This is a genomic window from Lactobacillus kimbladii, from assembly GCF_000970755.1.
Classification (GTDB): Bacteria; Bacillota; Bacilli; order Lactobacillales; family Lactobacillaceae; genus Lactobacillus; species Lactobacillus kimbladii.
In genome coordinates this window covers 1,791,980-1,815,966 of record NZ_KQ034007.1, presented here as the reverse complement: position 1 = coordinate 1,815,966, position 23,987 = coordinate 1,791,980, and the positions used below count along the sequence as shown (strand labels likewise).

General features: G+C 33.9%; 19 protein-coding genes and 5 pseudogenes. 13 read left to right on the top strand and 11 right to left on the bottom strand.

What is annotated here, in order from left to right:
• Positions 1-378: 378 nt before the first annotated feature.
• Positions 379-3,366 carry a TIM-barrel domain-containing protein gene (locus tag JF75_RS08920; RefSeq protein ID WP_046332713.1) on the bottom strand — a complete coding sequence of 996 codons (2,988 nt, stop codon included), beginning with the start codon at positions 3,364-3,366 and terminating at the stop codon, positions 379-381.
• 155 nt (positions 3,367-3,521) lie between these two features.
• On the opposite strand from JF75_RS08920, the gene nagA reads away from it, so the two are divergent.
• The 6 genes and pseudogenes from nagA to JF75_RS10705 form a co-directional block, all read left to right on the top strand.
• Positions 3,522-4,676, top strand: coding sequence for an N-acetylglucosamine-6-phosphate deacetylase (gene nagA / locus JF75_RS08915; protein WP_046332712.1), 1,155 nt, complete (start codon positions 3,522-3,524; stop codon positions 4,674-4,676).
• Between the two features lie 215 nt (positions 4,677-4,891).
• Positions 4,892-6,535, top strand: a complete 1,644-nt coding sequence (locus JF75_RS08910) for a malolactic enzyme (RefSeq protein WP_046332711.1) — start codon at positions 4,892-4,894, stop codon at positions 6,533-6,535.
• Positions 6,536-6,541: 6 nt separating this feature from the next.
• The gene (locus JF75_RS08905) at positions 6,542-7,507 is read left to right on the top strand and encodes an AEC family transporter (RefSeq protein WP_046332710.1); all 966 of its coding nucleotides are present in this window, start codon (positions 6,542-6,544) and stop codon (positions 7,505-7,507) included.
• Positions 7,508-7,835: 328 nt separating this feature from the next.
• A complete protein-coding gene (locus JF75_RS08900) occupies positions 7,836-10,109 on the top strand; it encodes a P-loop NTPase fold protein (protein WP_167334218.1) in 2,274 nt (757 codons plus the stop codon).
• A 24-nt stretch (positions 10,110-10,133) separates the two neighbouring features.
• The gene (locus JF75_RS08895) at positions 10,134-10,553 is read left to right on the top strand and encodes a hypothetical protein (protein ID WP_046332708.1); all 420 of its coding nucleotides are present in this window, start codon (positions 10,134-10,136) and stop codon (positions 10,551-10,553) included.
• 40 nt (positions 10,554-10,593) lie between these two features.
• A pseudogene (locus JF75_RS10705) lies at positions 10,594-10,704 on the top strand (IS30 family transposase); the annotation flags it as partial.
• Positions 10,705-10,905: 201 nt separating this feature from the next.
• On the opposite strand, the gene JF75_RS08890 reads toward JF75_RS10705, so the two are convergent.
• Together JF75_RS08890 and JF75_RS08885 are read right to left on the bottom strand one after the other, a co-directional pair.
• Positions 10,906-11,199: a D-alanine--D-alanine ligase gene (locus tag JF75_RS08890; RefSeq protein ID WP_052726906.1), complete on the bottom strand. Its 294-nt coding sequence runs from the start codon at positions 11,197-11,199 to the stop codon at positions 10,906-10,908.
• A gap of 66 nt (positions 11,200-11,265) precedes the next feature.
• Positions 11,266-11,703 (bottom strand): GNAT family N-acetyltransferase, encoded by a 438-nt coding sequence (locus tag JF75_RS08885; protein ID WP_046332707.1) that lies wholly within the window; start codon positions 11,701-11,703, stop codon positions 11,266-11,268.
• Between the two features lie 363 nt (positions 11,704-12,066).
• On the opposite strand from JF75_RS08885, the gene JF75_RS08880 reads away from it, so the two are divergent.
• From JF75_RS08880 to JF75_RS08860, 5 genes are all read left to right on the top strand, one after another.
• Positions 12,067-12,669, top strand: coding sequence for a rhodopsin (locus JF75_RS08880; protein WP_141639330.1), 603 nt, complete (start codon positions 12,067-12,069; stop codon positions 12,667-12,669).
• Positions 12,670-12,830: 161 nt separating this feature from the next.
• On the top strand, positions 12,831-13,535 hold the full coding sequence (locus JF75_RS08875; protein ID WP_052726905.1) for a hypothetical protein: 705 nt from the start codon (positions 12,831-12,833) through the stop codon (positions 13,533-13,535).
• A 10-nt stretch (positions 13,536-13,545) separates the two neighbouring features.
• Positions 13,546-14,181, top strand: a complete 636-nt coding sequence (locus JF75_RS08870; protein ID WP_046332705.1) for an ATP-binding cassette domain-containing protein — start codon at positions 13,546-13,548, stop codon at positions 14,179-14,181.
• The gene (locus JF75_RS08865) at positions 14,171-14,695 is read left to right on the top strand and encodes a hypothetical protein (protein WP_046332704.1); all 525 of its coding nucleotides are present in this window, start codon (positions 14,171-14,173) and stop codon (positions 14,693-14,695) included. The genes JF75_RS08870 and JF75_RS08865 overlap by 11 nt, the downstream gene beginning before the upstream one ends.
• A 10-nt stretch (positions 14,696-14,705) precedes the next feature.
• Complete coding sequence (locus tag JF75_RS08860; RefSeq protein ID WP_046332703.1) at positions 14,706-15,491, top strand: hypothetical protein; 786 nt, start codon at positions 14,706-14,708, stop codon at positions 15,489-15,491.
• A 70-nt stretch (positions 15,492-15,561) separates the two neighbouring features.
• Here the strand turns inward: JF75_RS08860 and JF75_RS10430 are convergent.
• The 4 genes and pseudogenes from JF75_RS10430 to JF75_RS08840 all read right to left on the bottom strand — a co-directional run.
• Positions 15,562-15,726, bottom strand: a pseudogene (locus JF75_RS10430) (IS3 family transposase); the annotation flags it as partial.
• A 660-nt stretch (positions 15,727-16,386) separates the two neighbouring features.
• Entirely contained in the window at positions 16,387-18,009 is a 1,623-nt protein-coding gene (locus JF75_RS08855; protein ID WP_046332702.1) for an ATP-binding cassette domain-containing protein, read from the bottom strand.
• 16 nt (positions 18,010-18,025) lie between these two features.
• The gene (locus JF75_RS08850; RefSeq protein WP_046332701.1) at positions 18,026-19,600 is read right to left on the bottom strand and encodes an ATP-binding cassette domain-containing protein; all 1,575 of its coding nucleotides are present in this window, start codon (positions 19,598-19,600) and stop codon (positions 18,026-18,028) included.
• A gap of 673 nt (positions 19,601-20,273) precedes the next feature.
• Positions 20,274-20,685 (bottom strand): annotated as a pseudogene (locus tag JF75_RS08840) (transposase); the annotation flags it as partial.
• Here JF75_RS08840 and JF75_RS10700 point away from each other — a divergent pair.
• Positions 20,675-20,791: pseudogene (locus JF75_RS10700) on the top strand (DNA/RNA non-specific endonuclease); the annotation flags it as partial. The pseudogenes JF75_RS08840 and JF75_RS10700 overlap by 11 nt on opposite strands.
• Before the next feature lie 414 nt (positions 20,792-21,205).
• A complete protein-coding gene (locus JF75_RS08835; RefSeq protein ID WP_046332698.1) occupies positions 21,206-21,508 on the top strand; it encodes a hypothetical protein in 303 nt (100 codons plus the stop codon).
• 166 nt (positions 21,509-21,674) lie between these two features.
• Here JF75_RS08835 and JF75_RS10420 read toward each other — a convergent pair whose 3' ends face one another.
• The 4 genes and pseudogenes from JF75_RS10420 to JF75_RS10815 form a co-directional block, all read right to left on the bottom strand.
• Positions 21,675-21,953: an IS3 family transposase gene (locus JF75_RS10420; RefSeq protein ID WP_084605776.1), complete on the bottom strand. Its 279-nt coding sequence runs from the start codon at positions 21,951-21,953 to the stop codon at positions 21,675-21,677.
• Positions 21,920-22,177 carry a hypothetical protein gene (locus tag JF75_RS10185; RefSeq protein WP_052726904.1) on the bottom strand — a complete coding sequence of 86 codons (258 nt, stop codon included), beginning with the start codon at positions 22,175-22,177 and terminating at the stop codon, positions 21,920-21,922. The genes JF75_RS10420 and JF75_RS10185 overlap by 34 nt, the downstream gene beginning before the upstream one ends.
• A gap of 176 nt (positions 22,178-22,353) precedes the next feature.
• On the bottom strand, positions 22,354-23,010 hold the full coding sequence (gene lepB / locus JF75_RS08825; RefSeq protein ID WP_046332697.1) for a signal peptidase I: 657 nt from the start codon (positions 23,008-23,010) through the stop codon (positions 22,354-22,356).
• A 346-nt stretch (positions 23,011-23,356) separates the two neighbouring features.
• A pseudogene (locus JF75_RS10815) lies at positions 23,357-23,563 on the bottom strand (IS3 family transposase); the annotation flags it as partial.
• Positions 23,564-23,987: the final 424 nt, after the last annotated feature.

Below are 23,987 nucleotides of genomic sequence, written 5' to 3'. Positions count from 1 at the left end.
TTCAAATCGTTCACCAAGTTTAACTTCCCGCCTTACTTGGAACAGTGAGAACTATAGAATTACCAACTTTTCTAGCAATAAACATACCCAGTTTCTTTTTCATTAATATTAGCTCCCTAATTTATGTTAGTACAAGTATACACCGCACCCAAGGTGATCTTGATTTTAAGCAGCAATATAGTCTTAACAGCTATTTAGCATAATTAATAGAAGTCATAATCATATTTTCAATGCGATAATGCCTTAAGATTAAAATATATAGATAAATCATGAGCCAAAAGCTTAATTAAATGTCTAATATAATTTTTAAATAAAAGAGCCCCAAGTTTAGGACAACTTTTGGAGGCTCAGTATATATTAGCTTTGTGTTTATATTTATTATCTTTTTGCCCTGAAAAAGATAATTTCTCTTGCAGCAATGATCGGACCGGATGATTGATAGATAGTCAAATGCACTTTCTTTGCACGGACATCTCGCAGACCAACTACCTTGTTTTTCGTGTCAGCTTTCCACTGCAAGTGGTCTGCATAGGTAGTATATTGCTCGCCATCCGTTGAAACAGCAATTGAAACGACAAGAGGATCACCATTATGATCAATATTTCGTGGCACATAGACCATTCTGCTTAATTTCTCAACTTTTTCAAAAGTAAAGGTTAGTTCCAGTGGTTGTTCAGGTGAAACAGTTTGCCTAGTTTGCCATTCGCTTGCCAGTTTAAGATCAGTTAAATAAGACAGGGGATGATTTTCTTTACTATTACAGTTGCTGGTTACCTCAATATTTTCAATAGCATAATCTTTAGCAGCGTGCTTGGTAATAACACCGAAAAGATCAGACCATTCAGAAACTTTATTTCCTATTACGTACCTCATTCTAATGATATAGCGAGTATTAGGGGTTAATTCGTGAAAAGTGAAATTTTTGCCGGTAATGCCCACATAAAGGAGATTGTTAACTTCTATCTGAACTGCACTTTCATGAGGCCAGGCAAGCTCGAACGAATGAGCTGAAATTTTGCTTGAATCAACTGCCGGCAATTTAGGTGAAGGCAATACGCCACTGGTAATTTCATGTACTAAAACTTTCTTGCCATAATTAAAATTGTGCACTGTAATTTCGATTTTAGTTGTGGTAATGTCTCGACTTGCTAATTTTATTTGCAGGGCAGTTTGCGTGTTCTTGTGATATTGTTTAAATTCATCCAAGCCATAATTAGTATTGTAAAAAATACCTTCGCGAGCATGGTTGAAAGCATCGAGCGATCCGTATTCTTCCACTGGGACAACTTGATCGTTAATTTTAATAGTGATGCGATCAGGGTAAGAATCACACATAATAGTCAGTTTAGTAGGCTGTTCAACATCTTGGTTTTCCCAGTTGCCTTCAATAGGTGGAATAGTTACCAGCAACGTTTCATTTTCAGTTTTACTGAAAATTTTTGTAGTGGAATTATTGGATTCAGCGGCTTGAGAGTTATCGTTGTAAATAACTGTCTCACTTTGATCTTGTGGGTAAAGCAGAAAATCACGCTTGCCCCAGTCAAAAATACTGCCACCGCGAACAAAGACTGGTAGGTGCCATAATGGAAAAGATAAATTATTGTAGACCTTGCCACCGGCATATTTTTTACCTGTAAAAAGATCAATCCACATTGTCTTCTTCCCGGGTAAGTACAGATTATCTTTGCGTGAATCTCCGTTTTCATCTTCGCGGCCATTAGTAATTGGTGCAATTAACAAATCGGAGCCTAACATGAATTCATTGCCAAACTGTGCTGTGTAATTAGCCAGCTCGTCTGGAAAGTCACTGAAAAGGGGACGCATGATTAACGCGCCATTTTTTGCCTGTTCATTTAGTGTATATAGGTAGTTAGTCAAATGCTGGCGTAATTTGAGGTAAGCCAAATTAATGTCGCTTATTTTCCTATTATAAGCAAATGGGTTTTTACTGAAGTTGCCCTGATCATCGAAGTTAAAGAGCAGTGGGGTAAAACATTTCCATTCAAAATCACGGACATTGATTTGTGCATTGCCACCGCCTTCTAGTCCATCAACTGCTGCACCAACTAAAGGCTGACCTGAAAGATTTGCTCCGAGCATACCAGCTACTTGTGTAGCAACATTGCCCCAGTTGCCGCCAACATCTCCAAAGATCAAAGCAGCGTTTTTTTGCATGCCGGTACTGCCGCTATCAGCAAGCACTAGTGAACGCTTTGTTTGTGATTCGTTTTGAAGCTGTGCTTTATCTTTAGTCGCTATTTCATTAGTAGTAAAAGTAAAAGCAGTTTTTTCCGGTAATTCGACTTCGCTTTGGTGCCAAAATCCGGGATAAACGTCTTGGTTTAACGCATATTCATTAAAGAAACTAAGAGCTTGTTGATTGTTGGCTTGAACACCATAATTGGGCACAAACCAGCTCAAAGGAAAATGCATAGCGTGATAGCGATCAATTAGTGCCCGCGCGGAAAACTGGTAGTTTTCTTCACCGTTAAGCGAAGCTTTGCCCGATGCGGCTTTTTCATCTTTTGTACGAGTATAATAATTATTGCCAATTTTACTGGCATTACGCTCTTTAGCCTGACTTGGCTGCCATAAGGTTGTACAGAAATTGCCGATATGACCCAGACCTAAGGCATATTTTGGCAATAACATCGGTTTGCCCGTCAAAGTATAGTAGCGCTGCAAAATTTCCTGAGGATTGGTGCCAAGAAGGTAAAATGCATCAAAAACTGCATCTTGGTGGGTGAGAACAGTAACTCCTCTCTTGGTTTTGCCAAAATCATAAGTTCCTGCTGCAGTAGTGTTTCTTAATTCGCCATAACCAGCATTCGACCAGAAAAAAGGAACAGGCATAATGACCCCGCCTTTACCGGTTATTTGGTCATGCTTAATTGCGATTTTGTGTCCTCTGTGACTAAAGTAGCCATTTTGCAAGCCACCACCATAAAAAAATTCATTTTTATTTTCTGTTAAAAACTCACGGGTTTTGGTTGAACTAAGTTCAAGTGGCTGAGATTGGTGCATCCTGTTGTGGTGCAATGATTCATCAAAAATACTTATAACAGCTGGATTTTGCCCAAAAATAATTTGGTAATTGCCAGTATGAATAATTAAGGAATCATTGGTGGCTCTAACCTGCGACTTTGCAAAGGCAGAATTATCAAACTGGGTTAATTGAATAGTTTCCGTTCGATTTTCAGTAAAATTTTGCTCGGGATCAATTAAAAGACGAAAAATGCCGTCAGCTAAGACGTAAAAGTGCGCAATTTCGCCCGTAGCAAAATGTAATTCGTAATAGTGGTCACACTTGCTGGCACCAGTAAGTGCTCCTAGTTGATGTTGATTTGTTTGCGTATTTTGAATCATATTTCTTGTTTCCTAATTAGTTACCTATACCACTATTATAACTAAAAAATAAAAAGTTTCTGTACTATTTGAAATTGAACTGGTAAATACCAGTTGATTAAGCTAAAATTAAGCTATAAATACGAGGTTATTTTAAAAAGAAAGGCAAAAATATTATGACTTATTATATTCATGCAGATAAATTCTTTCTTGAAAATGTGACAGAACAAGGTGGTTACTTAAAAGTTCAAGATGACGGCAAGTTTGGCTTTTACTATACTGAAGATCAAAAACCTGAAGGCAAAATAGTAGATTATAAAGGCAAATGGATTGCACCAGGACTGGTCGATACTCATGTACACGGTTCACTAAAAGAAGACGTGATGAAAAGTGATTGGGCAGGAATTAATCGCCTGTCAGAAGGCTTTTTACGGTCTGGCGTTACCAGCTGGCTGCCAACGACTTATACTGCCGGTGCAGATACATTAAGCAAAATTTGCCAGATGTTTGGTGCTCATAAGGGTGAAGAAACTGGTGCGAAAATTCAAGGGTTGCATTTTGAAGGACCATACTTTACCGCTGAACATGCTGGTGCAGAAAACCCTAAATATTTGCTTGATCCTGATATTAATCAATTTAATGAGTGGCGCGAAGAATCTAAAGGACTGCTGAATAAAATATCTCTTGCGCCTGAGAGAAAAGGTGCCCGGGAATTTATCCGTGCTGCTGTTAAAGAGGGTGTAGTTGTTTCTTTGGGGCACTCGAGTGCTGACTTTGAAGAAGCTAAAGCCGGTGTTGAAGCTGGTGCAACAATGTTTACTCATACTTTTAACGGAATGCCTGATCCGTCACACCATGATACATCAATTTCTAACGCTGCGATGGCTCTGCATAATGTTACAGATGAATTGATCTGTGACGGTCACCATGTTCAAAAAGAAATGGTGCGTGCATTGGTTCAGCTTAAAGGTGCCGAACACATTTGTTTAATCACAGATTGTATGGAAGCTGGCATGATGCCTGACGGTGACTATATGTTAGGTGAATTGCCTGTTTATGTTAAGGAGGGCATGGCTCGTTTGAAAGGTGGCAATAATTTAGCCGGCAGTATTTTGCAATTAAAGACTGCAGTCAAGAATGTTGTTGACTGGAACGTTGCTACTCCTGAAGAAGCTGTTATGATGGCTTCTTATGTTCCGGCTAAGAGTGCGCACGTACTCGATAAATGCGGTTCAATTGCTCCTGATAAGGACGCTGATTTCTTAGTATTAAACCCAGATATGACTTTAAGTGAAACTTATTTAAATGGTGAGTCACGCTACCAGGCATAAAGCAGCTTATTAATTATTATATAGAATAAAAAGCCAATTCATTAACTTGAACTGGTTTTTTATTTGCACAATTTTTAATAAAAACTATATTTAATCACATATTATATACTATATGCTGTTAATATAAGCTTAATTTATTGCACTTTTTACATGCTGGTTATAGTCTAATCATATAGTACGTGCTAATAATAATTAAATAGACGGAGAGTGAAAAAATGGCTAAAACAGGACAAGATAGGTTGAATGACCCATTTTTAAACAAAGGTACTGCTTTTACAGAAGAGCAGCGAAAAAAGTATCAACTGGCAGGGATGTTACCTCCTAAGGTGCAGTCATTAGAAGAGCAGGCGCGGGAAGTTTACCTGCAGTATCAGGAAAAATCAACTAATTTGGAAAAGCGAATTTTTTTGATGACCGTTTTTAATACTAATCGGGTGCTGTTTTTTAAGGTCTTCAGTGAGCATGTCACAGAATTTATGCCGATTGTGTATGACCCGACGATAGCTGAGACTATCGAAAATTACAGTCATTTGTTTGTAAATCCGCAATATGCCGCATTTTTGTCAATTAATGAACCTGATCAAATTGAAGATAGTTTGAAAAATGCGGCTGATGGCCGTGATATAAAACTAATAGTGGTTACTGACGGTGAAGAAATTTTAGGAATTGGTGACTGGGGTACACAGGGAGTTGACATTTCTGTTGGCAAGTTGATGGTTTATACTGCTGCAGCTGGTGTTGACCCGGCGTGTGTATTGCCAGTAGTGCTGGATGTTGGCACTAATAATGATAAATTACTTAATGATTCGCTCTACCTAGGCAACCATCAGCGTCGCGTAAATGGTGAACCATATTATCAATTTGTTGATCGCTTTGTGCAAACAGTAGAAAAATTATTTCCGGGACTATATTTACATTTTGAAGATTTTGGCCGAGATAATGCTGATAATATTTTAAAACAGTATCGTGATCATATTTTAACCTTTAATGATGATATTCAGGGTACTGGCGTCATTGTTTTGGCAGGTATCTTGGGAGCATTAAAGATTAGTGGTCAGAAATTAACAGACCAAAAGTATGTCTGTTTTGGAGCCGGAACAGCTGGTACAGGAATCGTTGAGCAAGTCTATGCCGAGATGCTGCAAGCAGGCTTACAACCTGAAGAAGCGCGCAAGCATTTCTACTTAGTAGATAAACAAGGTCTGCTTTTTGAAGATACGCCTGAACTAACACCTGCTCAGAAACCATTTGTCAGGAAACGTTCTGAATTCAGCAATGCTGACCAGCTCAAAGATCTAAAGAGTGTTGTACAAGCAGTTCATCCTGATATTTTAGTGGGAACTTCAACTCATTCAGGTGCTTTCACTCAGGATATTGTGACGGAAATGGCAACCCATACCGAGCGGCCAATTATTTTCCCATTGTCAAACCCAACTCAATTAGCGGAGGCAAAAGCAGAAGATTTAATTCATTGGACTAAGGGCAAAGCCTTGGTAGCAACTGGTATTCCTGCTGATCCAGTTGATTATGAGGGCATTAAGTATGAAATCGGACAAGCCAACAATGCTTTGGTCTACCCAGGACTTGGTCTTGGTGCTCTAGCAGTTAATGCTAAGATTTTAAGTGATGAAACGATTAGTGTAGCGGCCCACTCACTTGGCGGCATTGTTGATTCAAGTAAACCAGGTGCAGCAGTTTTGCCACCAGTTGAAAAACTAAATGTCTTTTCTCAAACTGTAGCAAAAGCAGTGGCTAACAAGGCAATTGCCGATCACCTCAATCAAAATGATTTTCAAGATGGTGAAAAAGCTGTGGCAGCACTTCGCTGGGCACCAGAGTACGCAGATGAGCAGGAGTGAGAATAAATGCAAGCCTTTATTACTTCATTAACTAGCGTAGTTGAGCTGTTACTTGTAATTGCTTTAGGGTATTGGCTACGCACCAGTGGCAAACTGGGTGATCAGTTTAAAGGCAATATTTCCTATTTAATTATGAATATTGCTTTACCAGCTTCAATTTTTGTTTCCGTCTTAAAATATTTAAACAGGCAAAAATTATTTGGCTTAACAGGTGGCCTGATCTATGCCATTATCTGTTTTGCTTTAAGTTATTTGTTCGCATGGATATTATGTAAGCTTCTGCGGATCCGCAAAGGCCGCCGAGGTACTTTTATTAACGCCATTACGAATGCCAATACCATTTTTATTGGTTTACCATTAAATATTGCCTTATTTGGACAAAAAAGTATGCCGTACTTTTTAATTTATTATGTGTTAAATACGGTTTCTACCTGGGCAATTGGTGTCTTCTTCATTTCTAGCGATGACCCAACTGAGCAAAAGGGAAAGCAACAAAAATTCAACTGGAAAAAATTGTTGCCAGCACCATTAGTTGGTTTTCTAATTGCCTTAATTTGCTTATTAGTTGAAGTACCAATTCCTAGTTGGATTACGGCTGTGTTAAGCATGGTTGGGGGCATCGTCACGCCGATGTCACTGATTTATATTGGTATTATATTGGCAGATGCCGGTTTGAAGTCAATCCACCTTGACCGCGATACCATTTGGGCATTGCTTGGCCGCTTTATCTTAGTACCGGCTTTAATGATGCTTTTAATTGTTGTTGGTGCAAATTGGCTGCCATCCTTGACAGGTCTAGCTAAACAAACCTTAGTTGTGCAATCAGCTACTCCTGCTTTGGCAGTTTTGCCAATCTTAGTGGGTGAATCGCACGGGGATGTGCAATACGCTACCAACGTTGTGACTACTTCAACAGTTTTATTCGTAATAGTTGTACCAGTGGTTTTGGAAATCACTCAAATTCTAATATAATTAATGAGAATTTTAAACCTTTCTTTTAAAATTAAAATAAGCTAACGTGATAATTTAAGACTAACTTCTAATATACATTAGAAATTGGTCTTTTTGTATTCATTGCTTTTATGACGTTAAAACTCTTATTGTTATGATCATATGAGTTATTCATTAATTTAAGTAAATTACTTTATTGATTTCTTTACACCCACTTTTTATTTTTTGCCTAAGACAATACAAGAATTAATTGTATATTTTTCTCATAATTTTACTTTTCTATATCAATCTTTAGCTTTATAATTTAAAACATGGTATATAGTTATTGATGGTTATTGAATATATAAAAATGAGAAAGAACAAATGGTGCATCCCAACTATTTCTACTGATGACTATGCAAAGGAATTTGCAAAATTACTTAAAAATGGAAGTAATAAGACTTTTTTCTTACAAGGCAAGTGGGGTAGTGGAAAGACAGAATATTTAAAAAACGTAGAAGAACAAGCAAACGGTAAACTAAAATTTATCTATTTAGAATTATGGAAACCAGATTTTGACGAAAGTCTTAGTAGACAAATTTTTGCTGCTACTCATCCTATATTGGATCCTTTAGCTACAACAATAGGATATATTTTTATCGCTCTAACAATAATTTGTAGTTCTATCTTAGCTGTTAAAGGTGTAATTCAAAGAAATTTGCCCAACTATGTGTTTACAATTGTAACTATAATACTTGCAATAATAACGAACTTATTCAGTTTAACAAAGAATAAATTAATAAATGTAGATAAAATTCGTATGTTCTGGAGTATACTTACCTTAAGAAAAAATAGTGAAAACCGTTCTAACGTCTTGATTATAGATGATTTTGATCGTTTAAGTAAAAAAATACAGGAGGAACTTTATAGGTTTTTCAATGCTATTCAAAAGAAGGGAAGCAAAGCTAGAATTGTTTTTGTTGGTGACTTGCAAAAAATTGAGGCTAGTAAAAATGATTTTTTGACTAAGATAATTGATCAAGTCATTGCTCTGCCTTTTGTGTTAAGTCCTCAGAGTTTTAGTCCTGGAATCGAAAATATAATATCAGAAAATTTGGGTGAAAATTCAGACATAGCAGAAATAAGCAACCTTTTTGTCACTGAAAATAGGACATTACGCGATGCTAATCACTTTTTATCTTATGTGGAAGATGAATTTTGTAGACAGGATAAAAAGGACAGAGTACAGACAGTACAGCAACTCCTTATTATTTATCTATATCTGTTTTATAAAGATAAGTATAATGAACTATATCAAAATTGTAAGAATAATGATTATATAAAAAAATATAGGAAAGATCGTAGTAATAAAAAAAGTAATAGTTTTATTGATAAAGAAATAGATAGGATTCTTACTTTTGACAAAAAGTATCCTTACGGATTTTGGGATAATCCAACTATGTATTTTATAGATGAGAGTGCAGTTACAATTCCTATTACAAAACTATTAGATTTTGTGGAAGACACTGAATCTTTAAGAAAATTAGCATTTTCAGAAAACCCTAGCTCTAGGTATGAATCAATTTACGAAATGCTTATTGCTTTTTTAAATTCTCCGACATCTGATGTGCAATTTAATTCGCCATTTTTTAATGAAATAACAGAAGCAAGTACTTTCGCAATGATTGCAGAACCATATCATAAACCAAATGAACTTATTAAAAACTCATTTCATTTACTAGAAGATTATCTTTTTGAGTATGTTCTTAAAATTTATGATCTTAGTAAATTTGAAGAAGAAAGTTTAGAATATTTATACGATTTTTTAGATTATAAAATATCTGTTATTAAGGAAAAATATACGCTCACGGAGCAGCTATATGTGCTTAGAGTTGGTTGTTTACAGTCATTAATTACTTATCATCCAAAAGATGCAATAAGTTTTCCATCAATTAATAAGTATTCTGTTACTAAGCGCTTTTTACCCGAATGCAGAGAAATAGAAAATAAATCAAATTTTGGTAAAAATATATATGATGCTGAAGCCTTATTAGTTGAATTCTGTTTTAAAAAACCAGAAGAAGATATAACTGACCTAAAGTATAAAGCTTTAAATCCGCCAACCATAGAATCAAAAGTAGAAAAAATTGAACAGCTTGCTGACTATGAATATGTTTCTTTTTGGAAAGCCTATCTTGATGACATTGAAATTGCGAAAGAGACTGATGTCTTAAACTTTGAATATAGGAATGAAAATTATGGAAACTTTGTTTATAATCGCTATGAAGATATAATTCATACATGTTGCGATTGTTTTACCTCAGATTTGTTTTTTGATGAAGAACTTTCAGTTTTAGAAAAGCTTCAAGACCTTTTTTTCTCTAGTGATTGGGTAGACTTTACTTTAAAACTAGCAGCTATTAAACGTCAATTTAATATGAGAGGCCGTAACTCTAAAAAAGCAAAAAAAGCTATAGTATCAAGCATAAATACCCTGTTAAATTCATATAAATTTTCTGAACAGCAGGCAAATCCACTTCGATCTAATAGAGATAAGTATGATGATGAGAATTTATATCGAATTTTGAATAATTTGCTTAATAAAGTGAATGCAGATCCCTATTGGACTCGCAAGTTAAAATAAAATATATCAAACGAGGCTTAACGAATGAAAAAAGAACAAGATATTATTTCTGATTTATTTTGTTATACTAACAATGTAGATAATTTAGTTAATATTCTTTATTCAAATCAAGAACAAAATGATGACTTTACTGAAAAACTAGACGAATTATTTAAAAATTCTAGAAAGATTACTCATTTTAACCATGGTCCTATTGATAGGACACTAGAGGTTTTAAAGGATGCTGCAGTTGGTGCGATGATGACTGAGCCATATCATAGACCGAATGATTTAGTAAAAAAGATTCTTTATAATTGTGAAAAGAAAAAATATTTACAAATTAAAAATGATCCTACCATAAAAAATCATTTTAATTATATATTTGAATTTCTATTAGGTATTTATAGTCTGCAAAATTCTGGTTTGTATAAAGTGGTTTCTGGTATGAGCGGCACAACCGGCTAATCCGGCGCTTAAGTGCATCAAGGATTATGACTTAAGGCAAATCTATGGCATTGAGGAATGGTGCAATAACCTGCCCCGCAAGATCTTAGCCTACCACACACCCGATGAATTATACGAAAGAAGATTAGATTGCATCTATCAGATCAAGTAGAGTGTTCAGCTTAAAATTGCAATTTTCGTATTCTTTTTTTATTGCACTTATCATTATATTTTATATGCTTGATTGAAACTCATTTTGCTACTGGAATACCAATTCTTTGTCCATTATAACTGCTGCAGCCAAAACATCGTCGCCCACAAATGGTTTGTTTAAAAATCTAAAAAGACCATGCAGGCAGCAATCTTCGTATAATTACCCATGAATAATGGTAAAGAAAATATCTATTTCCGGTAAATTTGCAAGCTGTGCCATGTTTGATATATTTGTAATTTTATTAGAATTTTTAATTATATATTTAGGATTTGCTAGAACTTTATAAAAGTCTTTTTCATCAGCTAGGTGTCCTTCTTTTGTGACCCATATTGGATGAACCTCAAATTTACTTTTATCAATAGCATCATTAATATTAGTCCGACATGATCGAAACTTTGTATTCGGTTGAGTCTCCATCAAAAAGTAATCCAACTTGATTTTTTTATTTATCAATTTAGCCTCTATTAATTTTGATAAGATATCAAAACGATAAAGTCATATTTTACAGTTTAAATAAAATTATTTTATGGTTTTACCAAATCTTTTCTGCATTTTATTACTGGTATAGCCCAGTTTTTCGTAAAATTTATGAGCACCTAAACGTGATTCTCCTGAATTTAACCTAATTTCTTTCATGCCTAAATTTTTAGCCTGTTTTTCCAAAGTATGCATAAGTTGACTGCCAATGCCTTTCTTTTGCACAGAAGAATCTACTGCTAAAGCTAAAACGTTGAACATGGGGTCAAAATAGGTTTCTTCAAAAACTTCTGCATGCAAATAACCTTCAACTTTTTTGGTACTATCATCTTCAAAGACCCAGAGATAATGATGCTCAGGATCATTTAGCAGCCTTTTAATGTTGGCAGCCGTTTTTTCTACAGGATAATCATAACCTAGTTCAATTTGATTGATTTTTTGAATAGCTGGACTGTCAGCAACTTCACATTTTCTAATCATGAAAATTCCTTTCTTATACTTATTGTATTACGAATTAAAGTTATTTTAGCGCTCTCAATAATAATTAGGAAGCTCTTTTGTATGTCTAGATATAATAAAAACATTATTAAAGTTGTACTGCCAAATTTAATAGTTTTTTTTAAATTTTGAACAAGTGGTATCATTAGTGTAAGCTTTTTCATTTTTGACTAGTGCGAGTGTAAACAAATAAGGAGAGAACAATTGCATTCTAAAGCGGTAGGCTCAAAAGCATCTCTTGTAAATTTATTTTGGGACCAATTTTTATTTTTGTGGCAACTAATAAAATCGCGCTTTCTTTTTTGGTTAGGCTTAATAAGCTTTGTAATACTGATGTTGAAATTAATGCCTAATTCTGCTATAGTTCCTATTTTTTTCATGGGTGTTGATTTTAACGCTGTTAAATCACGCCAAGTTATTTTGCCTGTTTTTTGGTTTGTTTATTTTGTAGTACCGCTACTAATAGTCTTAAGCGGTTTTAAACAATTGTGGCAAGTAAGGGGAATGCAATTGCGAGGTTTGAGATACTCTCCTTTAAGTTTCGCTGTAGTTAACGTTGGATTAATGGGATTAATCACCATTATCTATGTGGCACTAACAGAAGGAATTATGGCTTTAGTGACTGATTATTCCTGGCTAAAAAATTTTAAAGTATTACAATTTAACGGATTATCAGCTTTATTAGTACTGGTCATTATTAATTTTTTAGGAATATTTCTGTTGTTGATAATTCAGGCCACTATCGGTCGCTTCAATGCTCCACTGGGCATAATTATTCCATTTAGTTGGCTTATAATGACTGTTTATACCACTTGGAAATATAATCCGCTCAATAGTTTAATGTTGTTGCGGATCAATAAGAACAATATTCTGTTGTTATTAGTTACAACGCTATTAATGCTAATTGTCTATTTAATTACTGACCGTTATAGTGAACCAGATTATTAAAAGTCTAATTCTACTATTTTTAATAATTCTAAAATGGTACTATGAATGTATAGAATTAAACGATAATGAAAAAATAAGAAACAAAAACTGGCTATTTATAATAGTCAAATTAATTTATCTTTATTGTTGCGGCTACCCCCACTCTTAAAAAGAAGGTCTTTATGAAACGTTTGTTTTGGAATCAATTACTATATTTATGGCAAATAATTCGCTTCCGTTTTATTTGCTGGCTAAGTTTGATCTGCTTTTCAATTATTTTTCTCAGTACGCAGCTAATTAATAGTTCACATACTTCTATATTTAATCTTTTCTTTGCCGATACCAGTCAAGGTACATCTTTTAATTTTATTTTGTGGCTGGTCTATTTCTTAATACCACTGCTTATTGTATTAAATAGCTTTAAACTGCTTTGGCAAACTACCATTATGCACCTAAGAGGATTACAAATTCCACCGAAAAATTTTACTGTCGTCACTATGTTATTAATGGGAGTAATAGCTTTTGCCTATGTGTTTGTTACACTTTTAGTTATGTTGCTTGTTACGGCTTTATTTAAATTGCCCTCTTTGTCTTTTTTTAATTTAGCTGACTGGCAGGCGATCCCACTACTTTTCATCAACAATTTTTTAGGAATATACTTCACGCTTATTTTGCAAGGTACAATTGGAAAGTTTAATTCGGCATTGGGTCTGATTATTCCAGCTTCACTTTTGATAATGACATCTCTTTTAAAGTGGCCATTAAATCCTTTGAATAACTTGATAATTATGAGATTTAATTTCCCTGGTTTTTTATTATTAGTGCTGGCAACTTTGATTATGGTGATTGTTTATGGGATTATTGACCATTTCTTTAGTGTAGAGTAAGGAGCAAAAAATGAGTTTTATTGAATTAAATGAAGTAGGAAAAGTAGTGAAAAGACGGCCACTATTGCATGATGTTAGTGCAGAGATTCCGGAAGGCAGTATTACTGTTTTAGAAGGAATAAACGGTTCCGGTAAAACGTTAATCTTAAAAACGATTTTAGGTCTAATAAATACCAGTGGGGAAGTCATAGTTAATGGTAAGAAGATGAAGGTCCAAGAGCCTTATCCAATTAAAGCGGGAATTTTAATTGAAAATCCCAGTTTAATAGAAGAATTTACTGCTTATAAAAACTTAGATTTGCTAGCAAAATTAGATCCGGATATTCAAGAAAAGCAGATTAATGATTTATTGGCATACTTTGATTTAACCAGGTTTCCTAAACAAAAAGTTAAGAAATTTTCACTGGGGATGAAGCAGAAATTAGGAATTGCACAGGCTTTTCTTGGAGCCTATCCGTTAATTGTTCTGGATGAGCCTACCAATGCGCTGGATCATGAAAGTATTGGTAAATTAATCAGATTGATTGATGGGTATAACCATAAAGGTTCAACCTTTGTTATTGCTTCGCATGATCATGAGTTTGTAAACAAAGTCGCCACGCAAAAGCTATATGTACAAGAAGGAACAATAAATTATGAAAAATAAAAAATTATTATGGAGCTTCTTAATTGTGATAATAATTGTAGTTGGCTGCGTGGGCTTTTATCGCTACCGCCAGGTAAACGCCCATCCTCAGCAGTATGGTGTGACTAAAGAACAGCTTTTTCGCAAAAATGAATTGGTAAAAGCCTATCACGTTAACTTTATTGTTCATGAAGCTGCAGTTAAGAAAAGTAAGGACGCTGTACAAGCCAAAGTTAAATTTCATATACGTCAAACTGGTCAGCCATTCTATGGCGAGAGAAAAAACAATCCTAATTTTATAGAAAATATGTATCTAAATAATCCTTATGGTACAAGCAATCCCTCAATAAAATTGTATGACAAAAGCCACCACAGTATTAATCCTTATAAAGCATTAGCGAACGGCAAGCAGCCTTTTACAATGGACTTTACTATTCCGCGCTATTCATATGACATGCGTAATCAAAAATTACGTTTCAGTTTCTTGGTACCAGCTAAGAAGCACTATGTCAAATATTCGCTTCTGCTAGAATAGGAGAAATAAAATGAAATTTTTGTGGTCACGTTTGAATAAATTATGGTTGTTTTTGGCATTGGTTATAGGAATAAGTATTAGCGTTGTACAATGTGCTGTTTCTGCGTCTAAAAATATTCCTGCGACAAACTCACCTTATACTATGTGGATATCAACAGATGGATTTACTTTTGTTCCTACTATATTTTTTATCTTGTTACCTTTAATAGCGAGTTTACCTGCCAGTACTTTATTAAAAGAAGATTTTACCAACGGCTATTTTTATAAATTAAAGATGGAGAAGTCCATTAAGCAAATCTTGTTAGGATACCTAGAAATCACATTTATGACAGGTTTTATTGTGATCGCTGTTCCTTTACTGTTTAACTTTTTCTCTTGGTTTATGATATTACCTAATGTTAAGCCCGATAATTTACTTAATATCAATATTGGTGCTAGGAATTTTACTATGCTGTTTGTCTCCCTTTATTATTCCCATCCATTTGTCCACGCTATATTATCAATTATATTTTCTTCTCTTTGGGGAGGATTGTTCGCTGTATTCTCAATGGTTACTTCTTTGTGGATTAAAAATAAGTTTGCTGCCATGTGTACAGGTTTAGTTTTGCAGATAATTTTATTATTAATGAATGCAACTACCCATTTGCCATATTTTATAAGTTATTCACCGGCTGATTTCTTACGTGAACTTCCTGGAACTACTAACATCTATGTGGTGGTGTTTATGACTGCAATATTATTACTTTATTGCATGATTATGTTTCATGTAGATGAAAAACGATTAGCAGAGTTATAAAAGGTGAAAGTAAAAAGGATTAAGTCCTAATTGATGTGAACCCTAAAATTTGGACACTTTATATTAGCTGCTATCTAAGGACTAATTGCCGATATTCAAGCGGAGTTAGTCCTTTTAGTTTGATCTTGATTCTTTTCTGATTGTAATACTCAATGTAGTCTCTGATTGCGTCTTCCAGTTCAGTGAGATTCTTAAACTGCTTTTCAAATCCATAAAACATTTCTCGTTTGAGTATGAATTTTATACTGATGGGCTATTTATAAAACTCAAATATAAAAAGGATCCCACTAATAAATAGGGATATTATTAATAATTTTAACTCCTAATAAAAAGCAATTAAACAATAAAAACAATATACTCCATTCTTTTTAAATAGTTGGTGTAACCAAACAGCATATTTCTGCTCCATTAATTAACTTTCTATTACTTATAATGTAAAATATGCTAAATTGAATGATACAGTATTATCTACTTTAACTAGGTAATAAGATTTTGATAGTTTGTCGGCCATGATAAAGTTAACTAGATTGTTGTAAGCTTTTCTTAACACTAAAAGATAAAATATTGAGCAAAGTAGATATGAATCATATCTATTTTGCTCATATTTTAGTTAGTTATAATAAAAACACAGGAAGTATGAATTTTAATGATATCTGTTTTCTGTAAGTAAACTTTAATTTATCGTAGTACAAGCTAGTAAAATGAATGAAAACCAAAAAGTCCGTCCCAATAAAAACTTTAGCGAATTGTGGGGCGGTCTTCTTGATTTTCTAACTTCTATTATGGTATCGATGAATAACTTTAAGATAAAATTTTACAGCTGATACTGTAGGCTGATCAGACTTAATTTTATTCTACGTTAGCTGTTAAACTTTCAATATAGCTTTTTTTAAACTTATGCTGATAATATCAGCTTTTTTATTTTGTTATTGCTTTTAACTAAACGTAGTTCGTAATCAAAAAGTTTCTTCATTTCTTGATTTAAATTATGGGCAATGAAAACTACACTAGCATTAGTTTTCATGATCTTTTGTAAAACTTTTATGGTTGCCTGTGCGTCAATCGCACTAGTTCCCTCATCAATTAGAATAATTTTGCTTTGATGAATTAGTGCACGTGCTAAAACTATTTTTTGTCTTTGACCACCAGATATGTTCAACTTGTTTAAATCAATTATTGTTTGCAAACTTAGCTTTTGCTTATCGACATCTTGCTGTAGCTGCATGTCTTTGACTAATGTCGGTACCAGTGGCGCTATGCGATCGTCAAACATTGTTATGTTGTCATTTATGCTAACAGGAAACAAGATTGCATCTTGAGGCAAGTATCCGATTTTACTTAAATCAGGATGAGTTAAAGTGCCTTTTTTTCCTCGGTAAATCACACGACCAGAACTAGGCCTTAATTCACCAGCCAGAATTTTAAGTAAAGTTGATTTACCCACGCCAGACTCGCCAGTTAATAATATTTTTTGACCAGGTTTAACTTTAATATTAGGTAATTGTATGCTTTCGCCATTCGGGAAAGCTATCTGCAAATTGTCTGTAACAATTTCATCTACTTCTTCTAAATCTGAATTTGATTCTTCAGGCTTAACAATTGGTGAAGCCAAATTTTCAATTTGCCTATTGAGGCTAGAGGCTCCTGCCATGGCTCCTCGAGCCTCTGTGATCCATTCAATACCACTACTTAAATAATATTTGAGATCACTGACTACTGAGATTACGCCAAAAGCAATTTGCTTGGATACAATTAGATATCCAGTCACAGCATATAGCACTAATAACATAAACTGAGCTGCAATTTCGTTAACGACTTTAAGGCACTGCTTGATTCCAGCTTCTTTAACATTGGCACGCTCTAATTTTCGTGAAGATTTGCTTAATACTGCAAAAAGGTGACTACCTGAAAAATATCGTTGTAACTCTTCTATGCCAGTCAGCCATTTACTTATTGTATCAAGATACTTTTTGTTATTATCAGAAATAGCCATTATTGCTTTTTGTAATGGCTTCTCTGTTAATTTTGGTAAAAGTAAGGAGATGATTACCATCAAGGAAATGACAACTAGCATGGTCCAATGGATGGAAAATAACAGAATCAAAGCAGAAACAACATAACCTAAGCCGCCAATTAAACTCATAAAAGCATCAAGATAATTTTCTTCACTTTGGATTAAGTCATTTGTTAAAAAGTTCTGTATTTGAGCAATTGAATATTCTTGTTTGGTGTAACAGAGGCGCTTAATTATTTTACCTCTTAAAATTAATTTATATCGCTCTTTTTGTTTGGCTAAAAGATAGTCAAACAAATATTCTACTATGTAACTAACTGCTAGCAAAACAAAATTAAGTGCCGTTAATTTTAAAAATTTGGGCAAATTAACTTGTTGGATAGCATCGACCTGATATATTCCAACTTGTACGGTTAACAAGGATAAAGCAGGTACTAATAATTGAACAATTATAGTGCTAATAAAAATTAGTGGGTTAACATGCCAAAAATCTTTTATCTTCATAATTCCCCCTTCATGCTTAACTCTTCAAGTTAATCTGATAGTCAAATAATTTTTGTACTTCTGGTCGCAAGTTATGACCAATCATGACCACTGTCTGCTTGCTTGCTAGCAATGACTTGATAATCGTGGCACTAGTTTTGCTGTCAATCGCGCTAGTTGGTTCGTCTAATAGTAATAAATCTTGGCTTTTTAGCTCAGCTCTTGCCAAAATAATTTTTTGTTGCTGACCGCCAGATAGGTTGGGGGTATCCATATTAATTGTCGTATTTATACCTTGCGGAAATTTTGCTAAATCATCAGTTAATTTAACCAAATTTATTACACGATTTATTTCCACTTCAGAATAATGCTGAAACATTGTCACATTATTTGCAATTGTATCAGGGAAAAGCACGCCGTCTTGAGCGACATAACCAATCTGTCTGTAGTCAGGCGTAATCAGTTCATTTTTTCTATTATAATATTCAATTGAGCCAGCTGCAGGCTGCAATTTGCCTAAGATAGCCTTAAGCAGTGTTGATTTGCCGGTACCTGAATCTCCACTAAGCAGGACTTTGTCGTGCGCCTTAATTGTAAAATCTGGATATTTTATCTGATGCCTGCCGTAATTTATCACCAAATTTTTTACACTAAAGGCAACAGGAGCAGCACCTTCTTCGCTGTCTGTTTCAGTATTATCTTGAGTTAGTGTGTAAAGCTCGTCACGCAGGTCCTGTGTAGCCTTTATCTGAGTAATAGAATCAATTATGTCCCATAATTCATCAAAAATTGAAGCGGCAAAATTACTTGCAACAAGCCAACCACCGAAGTCTAGCTGGTGGTGAAAGAAAAGTAGTCCACCCCAAAGAATAATACCAATTTGGCCAAATGAATTGCCTAATCCATTCAGTCCGTCTGCAATACTCATGGTCTTTTGCTTATTTTTGTTAGCAGTGGCAAGAGTAGCACTATCCTGTTTAAGTGCAAGCTGCAAACGATTAACTGCATGATAGCGACGCAATACATTTAATCCACTGAACCACTCTGCAACTGTTTTTAAAAAGGCGGCATTTTTTTGAGAGGCTGTCTTAGTTGCTCGCGCAGTAGCTTTTTTGGTAAATTGTGGCAGATCAAGCACTATGATACAAGTGATTACTGTCGCTATGACAAGTGACCAATGCATAGAAAATAGCACACCTATTGACATCAGGAGCATTAAGGTGCTGCTTAAGATAAGAATCCAGGGTTTGGCATATTCATCTGTCAATATCTTCATATTATTATTTAAAATATTCTGCATTTTGGCAACTTTACCATCGCCATTTTGATAATAATGATGAATAACCTTGTCTCTAAGCATATGGATATATTGCTGAATCTGTTTGTTAAACAGATATGTACTAGTAGCTAAGAATATGCTGCTTACGATTGCAACTAATATTTCAACACTGCACCAATACAAAAAAGTTGTTAGATCTTTACGGGTTAAGGCGTTTAATGCGTACCTAAAGAGGTATGTTGTTATAGTGCCTGTATAAGAGTAAAGCAGGTATATAAGTAGCAACAAACTGCCTCGTAAAATGTTGACTTTAAAAAGGCTTTTAAGTGACATTGCAAATCTCTTTCGAACTTAAAAAACTATTGCTATATGTTAACATATAGCAATAGAATAATAAAAATCATATGATTTTTTAATTATTACGTACGATGATATGCAACAATATCTTGAAATAGTTCTTCAAACTCAACTTCTCTACATTGACATCTTGTGAAATTTGTTCTGACATATTATGCGCATCCTTTATACAAACGCTTATAAAATTATAATTTATTTTTAATTATTATATATTTTAAGATTTTTAAAGTCAATACCTATATTTTTTCAGAAAAGGCATCTATTTTAGTTATTATCTTAAAAGTTTTTAATACCATGAGACTAGCTATAATAGTATTAGTGAAACTTAAGCTAGCAACAGTTTGAGAAGGATGTTCAAGTACTTTAAGTTCCGAATTACTGGTAATAGTTTTGTTTTTTTCAGTTAGTAGCTTAATATTTCCTAGATCAAATCCAACACCACCAGAAATTATAGTAATCTTTAATATACATAAATTTGTAAAAGACATACGTGCACAAATTATGCAAAAGGAGTTTTCGTTTCTATAGATAGAATAAAGTCAGGTAAGGGAAAGACTACTTTTGTAAGTTTCCTTTAGAAGATACCTGTCATTAGAAGTGATGGCTACCGTTTTTTGAAAAACGTTCCTATTTGATGTGAACCCTAAAATTAGGACACTTTATTAGCTTTACTAAGGACTAACTTCCGATATTCAAGCGGAGTTAGTCCTTTTAGTTTGATCTTGATTCTTTTCTGATTGTAATACTCAATGTAGTCTCTGATTGCGTCTTCCAGTTCAGTGAGATTCTTAAACTGCTTTTCAAATCCATAAAACATTTCTCGCTTGAGTATCCCGAAGAAGCCTTCCATTAACCCATCATCAAGCGAATTGCCCTTGCGTGACATTGATTGGCTAATGCCATAATTTTTGAGCCACGCTTGAAACTGGCCGTTTTGGTATTGCCAGCCTTGATCAGTGTGGAAGATCAAGCCATTCAGTGCCGGATATTTGTGCCAGGCCTTTTTTAACATAGCCATGTTTGCTTAGATTAGGATTACGAGAAATAGTAAATGTTACTAATGATAATCTACGTGTTAGACAAGTAGTAAATCTTACTGCATGGCACTATAACCATCGTAATAGCACACAAATTTACAATCGCGGGCATCTGATTGCCTATTCAATATTCAGCCTGAATTTTCTTTTGATTGCAATACCGATCATAATAAAGGAGATCATATTATTAAGGTGAGATGTTTTTTATTAAGTTAATTTATCATGTAGTATATTATGAATTTTGTGATATAATAAATTCATTTAGTAACCTCACTCGTTCAACAGTAACGGGTGACGCAGGCATATCCAAAGTAACGCGTGAATCGGGTAGAACTTTTTACATTTACATAAAAATGACTGATCCTAATATGCGTCTTTCAGACTAGAATTAGATTTGCATGCTCATTACAATAATGGAAAAGTAAGAAATATCCCAATCGTTAGAGGCGGATTCGGGTACCTTAATTCTGCATGAACAAAGAGCTTCTTCTAATATTCTTTCTGTCTCTGCAGTAGTCATGAAACCCACAGAAAGCTTTTAATAATGAACGAAAAGAAACAAAAAGATTTAATACTTGCTATAAAAACAAGTATTAAAAATGATTTTGAATATAGAATTGAAAAATCATATAAAAATAGCGTTTTTATTGTTGTGTATTCTACTGAAAGCCTCTCTAGCATTTTACATTTATGTGGAACGCTTGGTGCTTTCTTTAATTATGGTAAGGCAAAAGAAGTCGATGAAATTCATGCTTTTGAATATGAAATTTCTATAACTGATTATGGACTTGATCTTTCAGAGGTTGCAAGATTGACACGTGAACATATAGATCCTAATGATATTTGATAAAACCATCTATTACTAGAGTTAAAGAAGGCACTTTAAAGTGCCTTCTTTAATTTGCTTAGAGTAGTTGAAAAAGTAACTAATAAAGCTCGTGCTTCATCGGTTTCAAATAAAACAATAGAAAAAATTTTACCACCGTCAAAACCAACCTTAAATTTTTTAAGTTTCAGTTCAATAGAGTACACCCATCAATGATCGGTGATAAATAGGTCTTTTGCTCATTGAGCTTAAACTCAGTTATATCTGAATACCATTTGTGATTGTGATAAACTACACTAAAGCTACGTTTAATATGGTCAGGCTTAATCGGATCCTGAGTGTTGCGATAGTTGCTGTATTTGTGCCAGCATTTACTGACTATGTCAAATAATTTCATTTTATTCATTAGGCGCTGCACTTTTTTATGATTGACTAATAAACCGTGACGCCTAAGCTCTGCAGTAATGCGGCGATAGCCATGGTGTGTTCTTCATAAATAGCTTTGATTTCAGTCATTATTTCTCGATTGTCCCGATCTTTGTCCTTCTTCTTTAAATCAATAGAAATTTGATTGGCAGGCTCATGGTCAACTATGATTTGCTTGAGAGCCTGCTCCTTAAAATCACTTGTATAAGTAGTAAAAGGCTGATCTAAAATAGCTAGACCATGACGATTAATCAAAGCTGACAAATATTTAATATTAGTCCTTCCAATCTGATAGTGCTGACAGAGTTAAGTCGCACCGATTCCATAACTTTGCCAAAGCTGATTAGATTTGAATTTTATCTTGCTTAGATAATTTAGTCATAAAAATAGCTCCCAAATTTGTCCTAAATTGTGGGTCATATCAAATTACTTATTCCTTTTTAATATACTTTGATTCTGTTAAGTGGCCAATAACGATACTTAACAACACCTTCAATTTTACTTCTAGGAATTGCTCCTATATAACGACTGTCTTTTGAAACGCTCCTATGATCTCCCATTACAAAATACGAGCCTTTGGGAACTTTGTTAGTATTTTTCATTTCTTTTAATTGAGAAGGGGAATAAATACTTTTATATTCTTTTGTTCTTGCTAAAGAACGAATTGAAAAGTCAGCAGTGTAAGAATATTTTGTACCATAAAAGCCGTCTTCATTATCCGTCAGCTTAAATCCTGGTTTTAAATAGTCTTGATTTATTTTTTTGCCATTAACATAAATCTTATTATTTTTTCCAGTAACAGTTTCACCTGGTAATCCTATAATTCTTTTTATATAAAAGGAATTACGTTCATCCGGAGCCTTTAAAATGACAATTTCATTTCGTTTCAATTTGCTATTGCGATTAGCTATAACTCTTTCTTGGTTTTCAAAAGTTGGTTGCATCGAGATGCCAGACACGGAACACTTAACTATCAAATATTTTGTCAATAAAAAATTAATTAAAATAAAAATCGCAAATAAGACTATTGTATATTTTAAAAAATCGTAAAATTGTTTTGTTTTCTCATTTTTTTCGTTATTCTGATTATTTGCCATAAGTAAGTCCTTACAAATAAAATTACATATTAATATAACTAGCCTGTGGTTAATAGATAAATTATAGGCAGATAAATAATTAAAAGTCAAAATAATCTAAAAACCAACCTAAAATTAAACAAATAACCTATTTAGATGATACAAACTTCTCCTAATTTTGGAGATCATAATCTATATCAGATCATAAGGCTATTTCTGTTTTTATTGTAAATAGCAAGTGGATAGTTATAAAAAGTCTCAGTTGAAAGGAACTAGATCAAAACAAAAAGGTGATTTGAACCCTAAAATTAGGACATTTTATTAACTGCTAAGTGAGAACCAACTTTCGATATTCAATCGAAGTTAGTCATTTTAGTTTGATTTTGATTCTTTTCTAGTTGTAATACTCAATGTAGTCTCTGATTGCATATTCCAGTTCAGTGAGATTTTTAAACTGCTTTTCAAAACCATAAAACATTTCTCGTTTGAGTATTCCGAAGAAGCTTTCCATTAACCCATCATCAAGCGCATTGCCTTTACGTGACGTTGACTGGCTAATGCCATAGTTTTTCAGCAGGCTTGAAACTGGGCTTTTTGGCTTTGCTAGCCTTGATCGGTGTGGAAGATTAAACCATTCTAGACCGGATATTTGTACCAAGTCCAGTTTAACATGTCCATTGTTTGCTTAAGATTAGGATTAAAAGAAATAGTATAGGAAATAATCTCTTGGGTACACACATCAATGATAGGTGATAAGTAGGTCTTTTAACTTCATTACTTGAATTTTTAGTATCTTTGTTATACTTGATTTATTTGATAAAGCTAATCTATGACCCTGCAAAAGTTAGAGATTAGCTTTCTTTCATACCCTGATTATCCTCATTGGCAATCAAGGTATTTTATTTGCATTGATAACGCAATAAGCAAGTCTTGATAACTAATACCAAATTCTCGACTAGCACGATTAAGCTAAGATAATCTTGGTATTTCAGTATTAT

Bases quoted from the DNA above. Each gene is read 5' to 3' on its own strand.
- JF75_RS08920 (WP_046332713.1), bottom strand. From the start codon at position 3,366: ATGATTCAAAATACGCAAACAAATCAACATCAACTAGGAGCACTTACT.
- nagA (WP_046332712.1), top strand. From the start codon at position 3,522: ATGACTTATTATATTCATGCAGATAAATTCTTTCTTGAAAATGTGACA.
- JF75_RS08910 (WP_046332711.1), top strand. From the start codon at position 4,892: ATGGCTAAAACAGGACAAGATAGGTTGAATGACCCATTTTTAAACAAA.
- JF75_RS08905 (WP_046332710.1), top strand. From the start codon at position 6,542: ATGCAAGCCTTTATTACTTCATTAACTAGCGTAGTTGAGCTGTTACTT.
- JF75_RS08900 (WP_167334218.1), top strand. From the start codon at position 7,836: ATGAGAAAGAACAAATGGTGCATCCCAACTATTTCTACTGATGACTAT.
- JF75_RS08895 (WP_046332708.1), top strand. From the start codon at position 10,134: ATGAAAAAAGAACAAGATATTATTTCTGATTTATTTTGTTATACTAAC.
- JF75_RS08885 (WP_046332707.1), bottom strand. From the start codon at position 11,703: ATGATTAGAAAATGTGAAGTTGCTGACAGTCCAGCTATTCAAAAAATC.
- JF75_RS08880 (WP_141639330.1), top strand. From the start codon at position 12,067: ATGCCTAATTCTGCTATAGTTCCTATTTTTTTCATGGGTGTTGATTTT.
- JF75_RS08875 (WP_052726905.1), top strand. From the start codon at position 12,831: ATGAAACGTTTGTTTTGGAATCAATTACTATATTTATGGCAAATAATT.
- JF75_RS08870 (WP_046332705.1), top strand. From the start codon at position 13,546: ATGAGTTTTATTGAATTAAATGAAGTAGGAAAAGTAGTGAAAAGACGG.
- JF75_RS08865 (WP_046332704.1), top strand. From the start codon at position 14,171: ATGAAAAATAAAAAATTATTATGGAGCTTCTTAATTGTGATAATAATT.
- JF75_RS08860 (WP_046332703.1), top strand. From the start codon at position 14,706: ATGAAATTTTTGTGGTCACGTTTGAATAAATTATGGTTGTTTTTGGCA.
- JF75_RS08855 (WP_046332702.1), bottom strand. From the start codon at position 18,009: ATGAAGATAAAAGATTTTTGGCATGTTAACCCACTAATTTTTATTAGC.
- JF75_RS08850 (WP_046332701.1), bottom strand. From the start codon at position 19,600: ATGTCACTTAAAAGCCTTTTTAAAGTCAACATTTTACGAGGCAGTTTG.
- JF75_RS08835 (WP_046332698.1), top strand. From the start codon at position 21,206: ATGAACGAAAAGAAACAAAAAGATTTAATACTTGCTATAAAAACAAGT.
- lepB (WP_046332697.1), bottom strand. From the start codon at position 23,010: ATGGCAAATAATCAGAATAACGAAAAAAATGAGAAAACAAAACAATTT.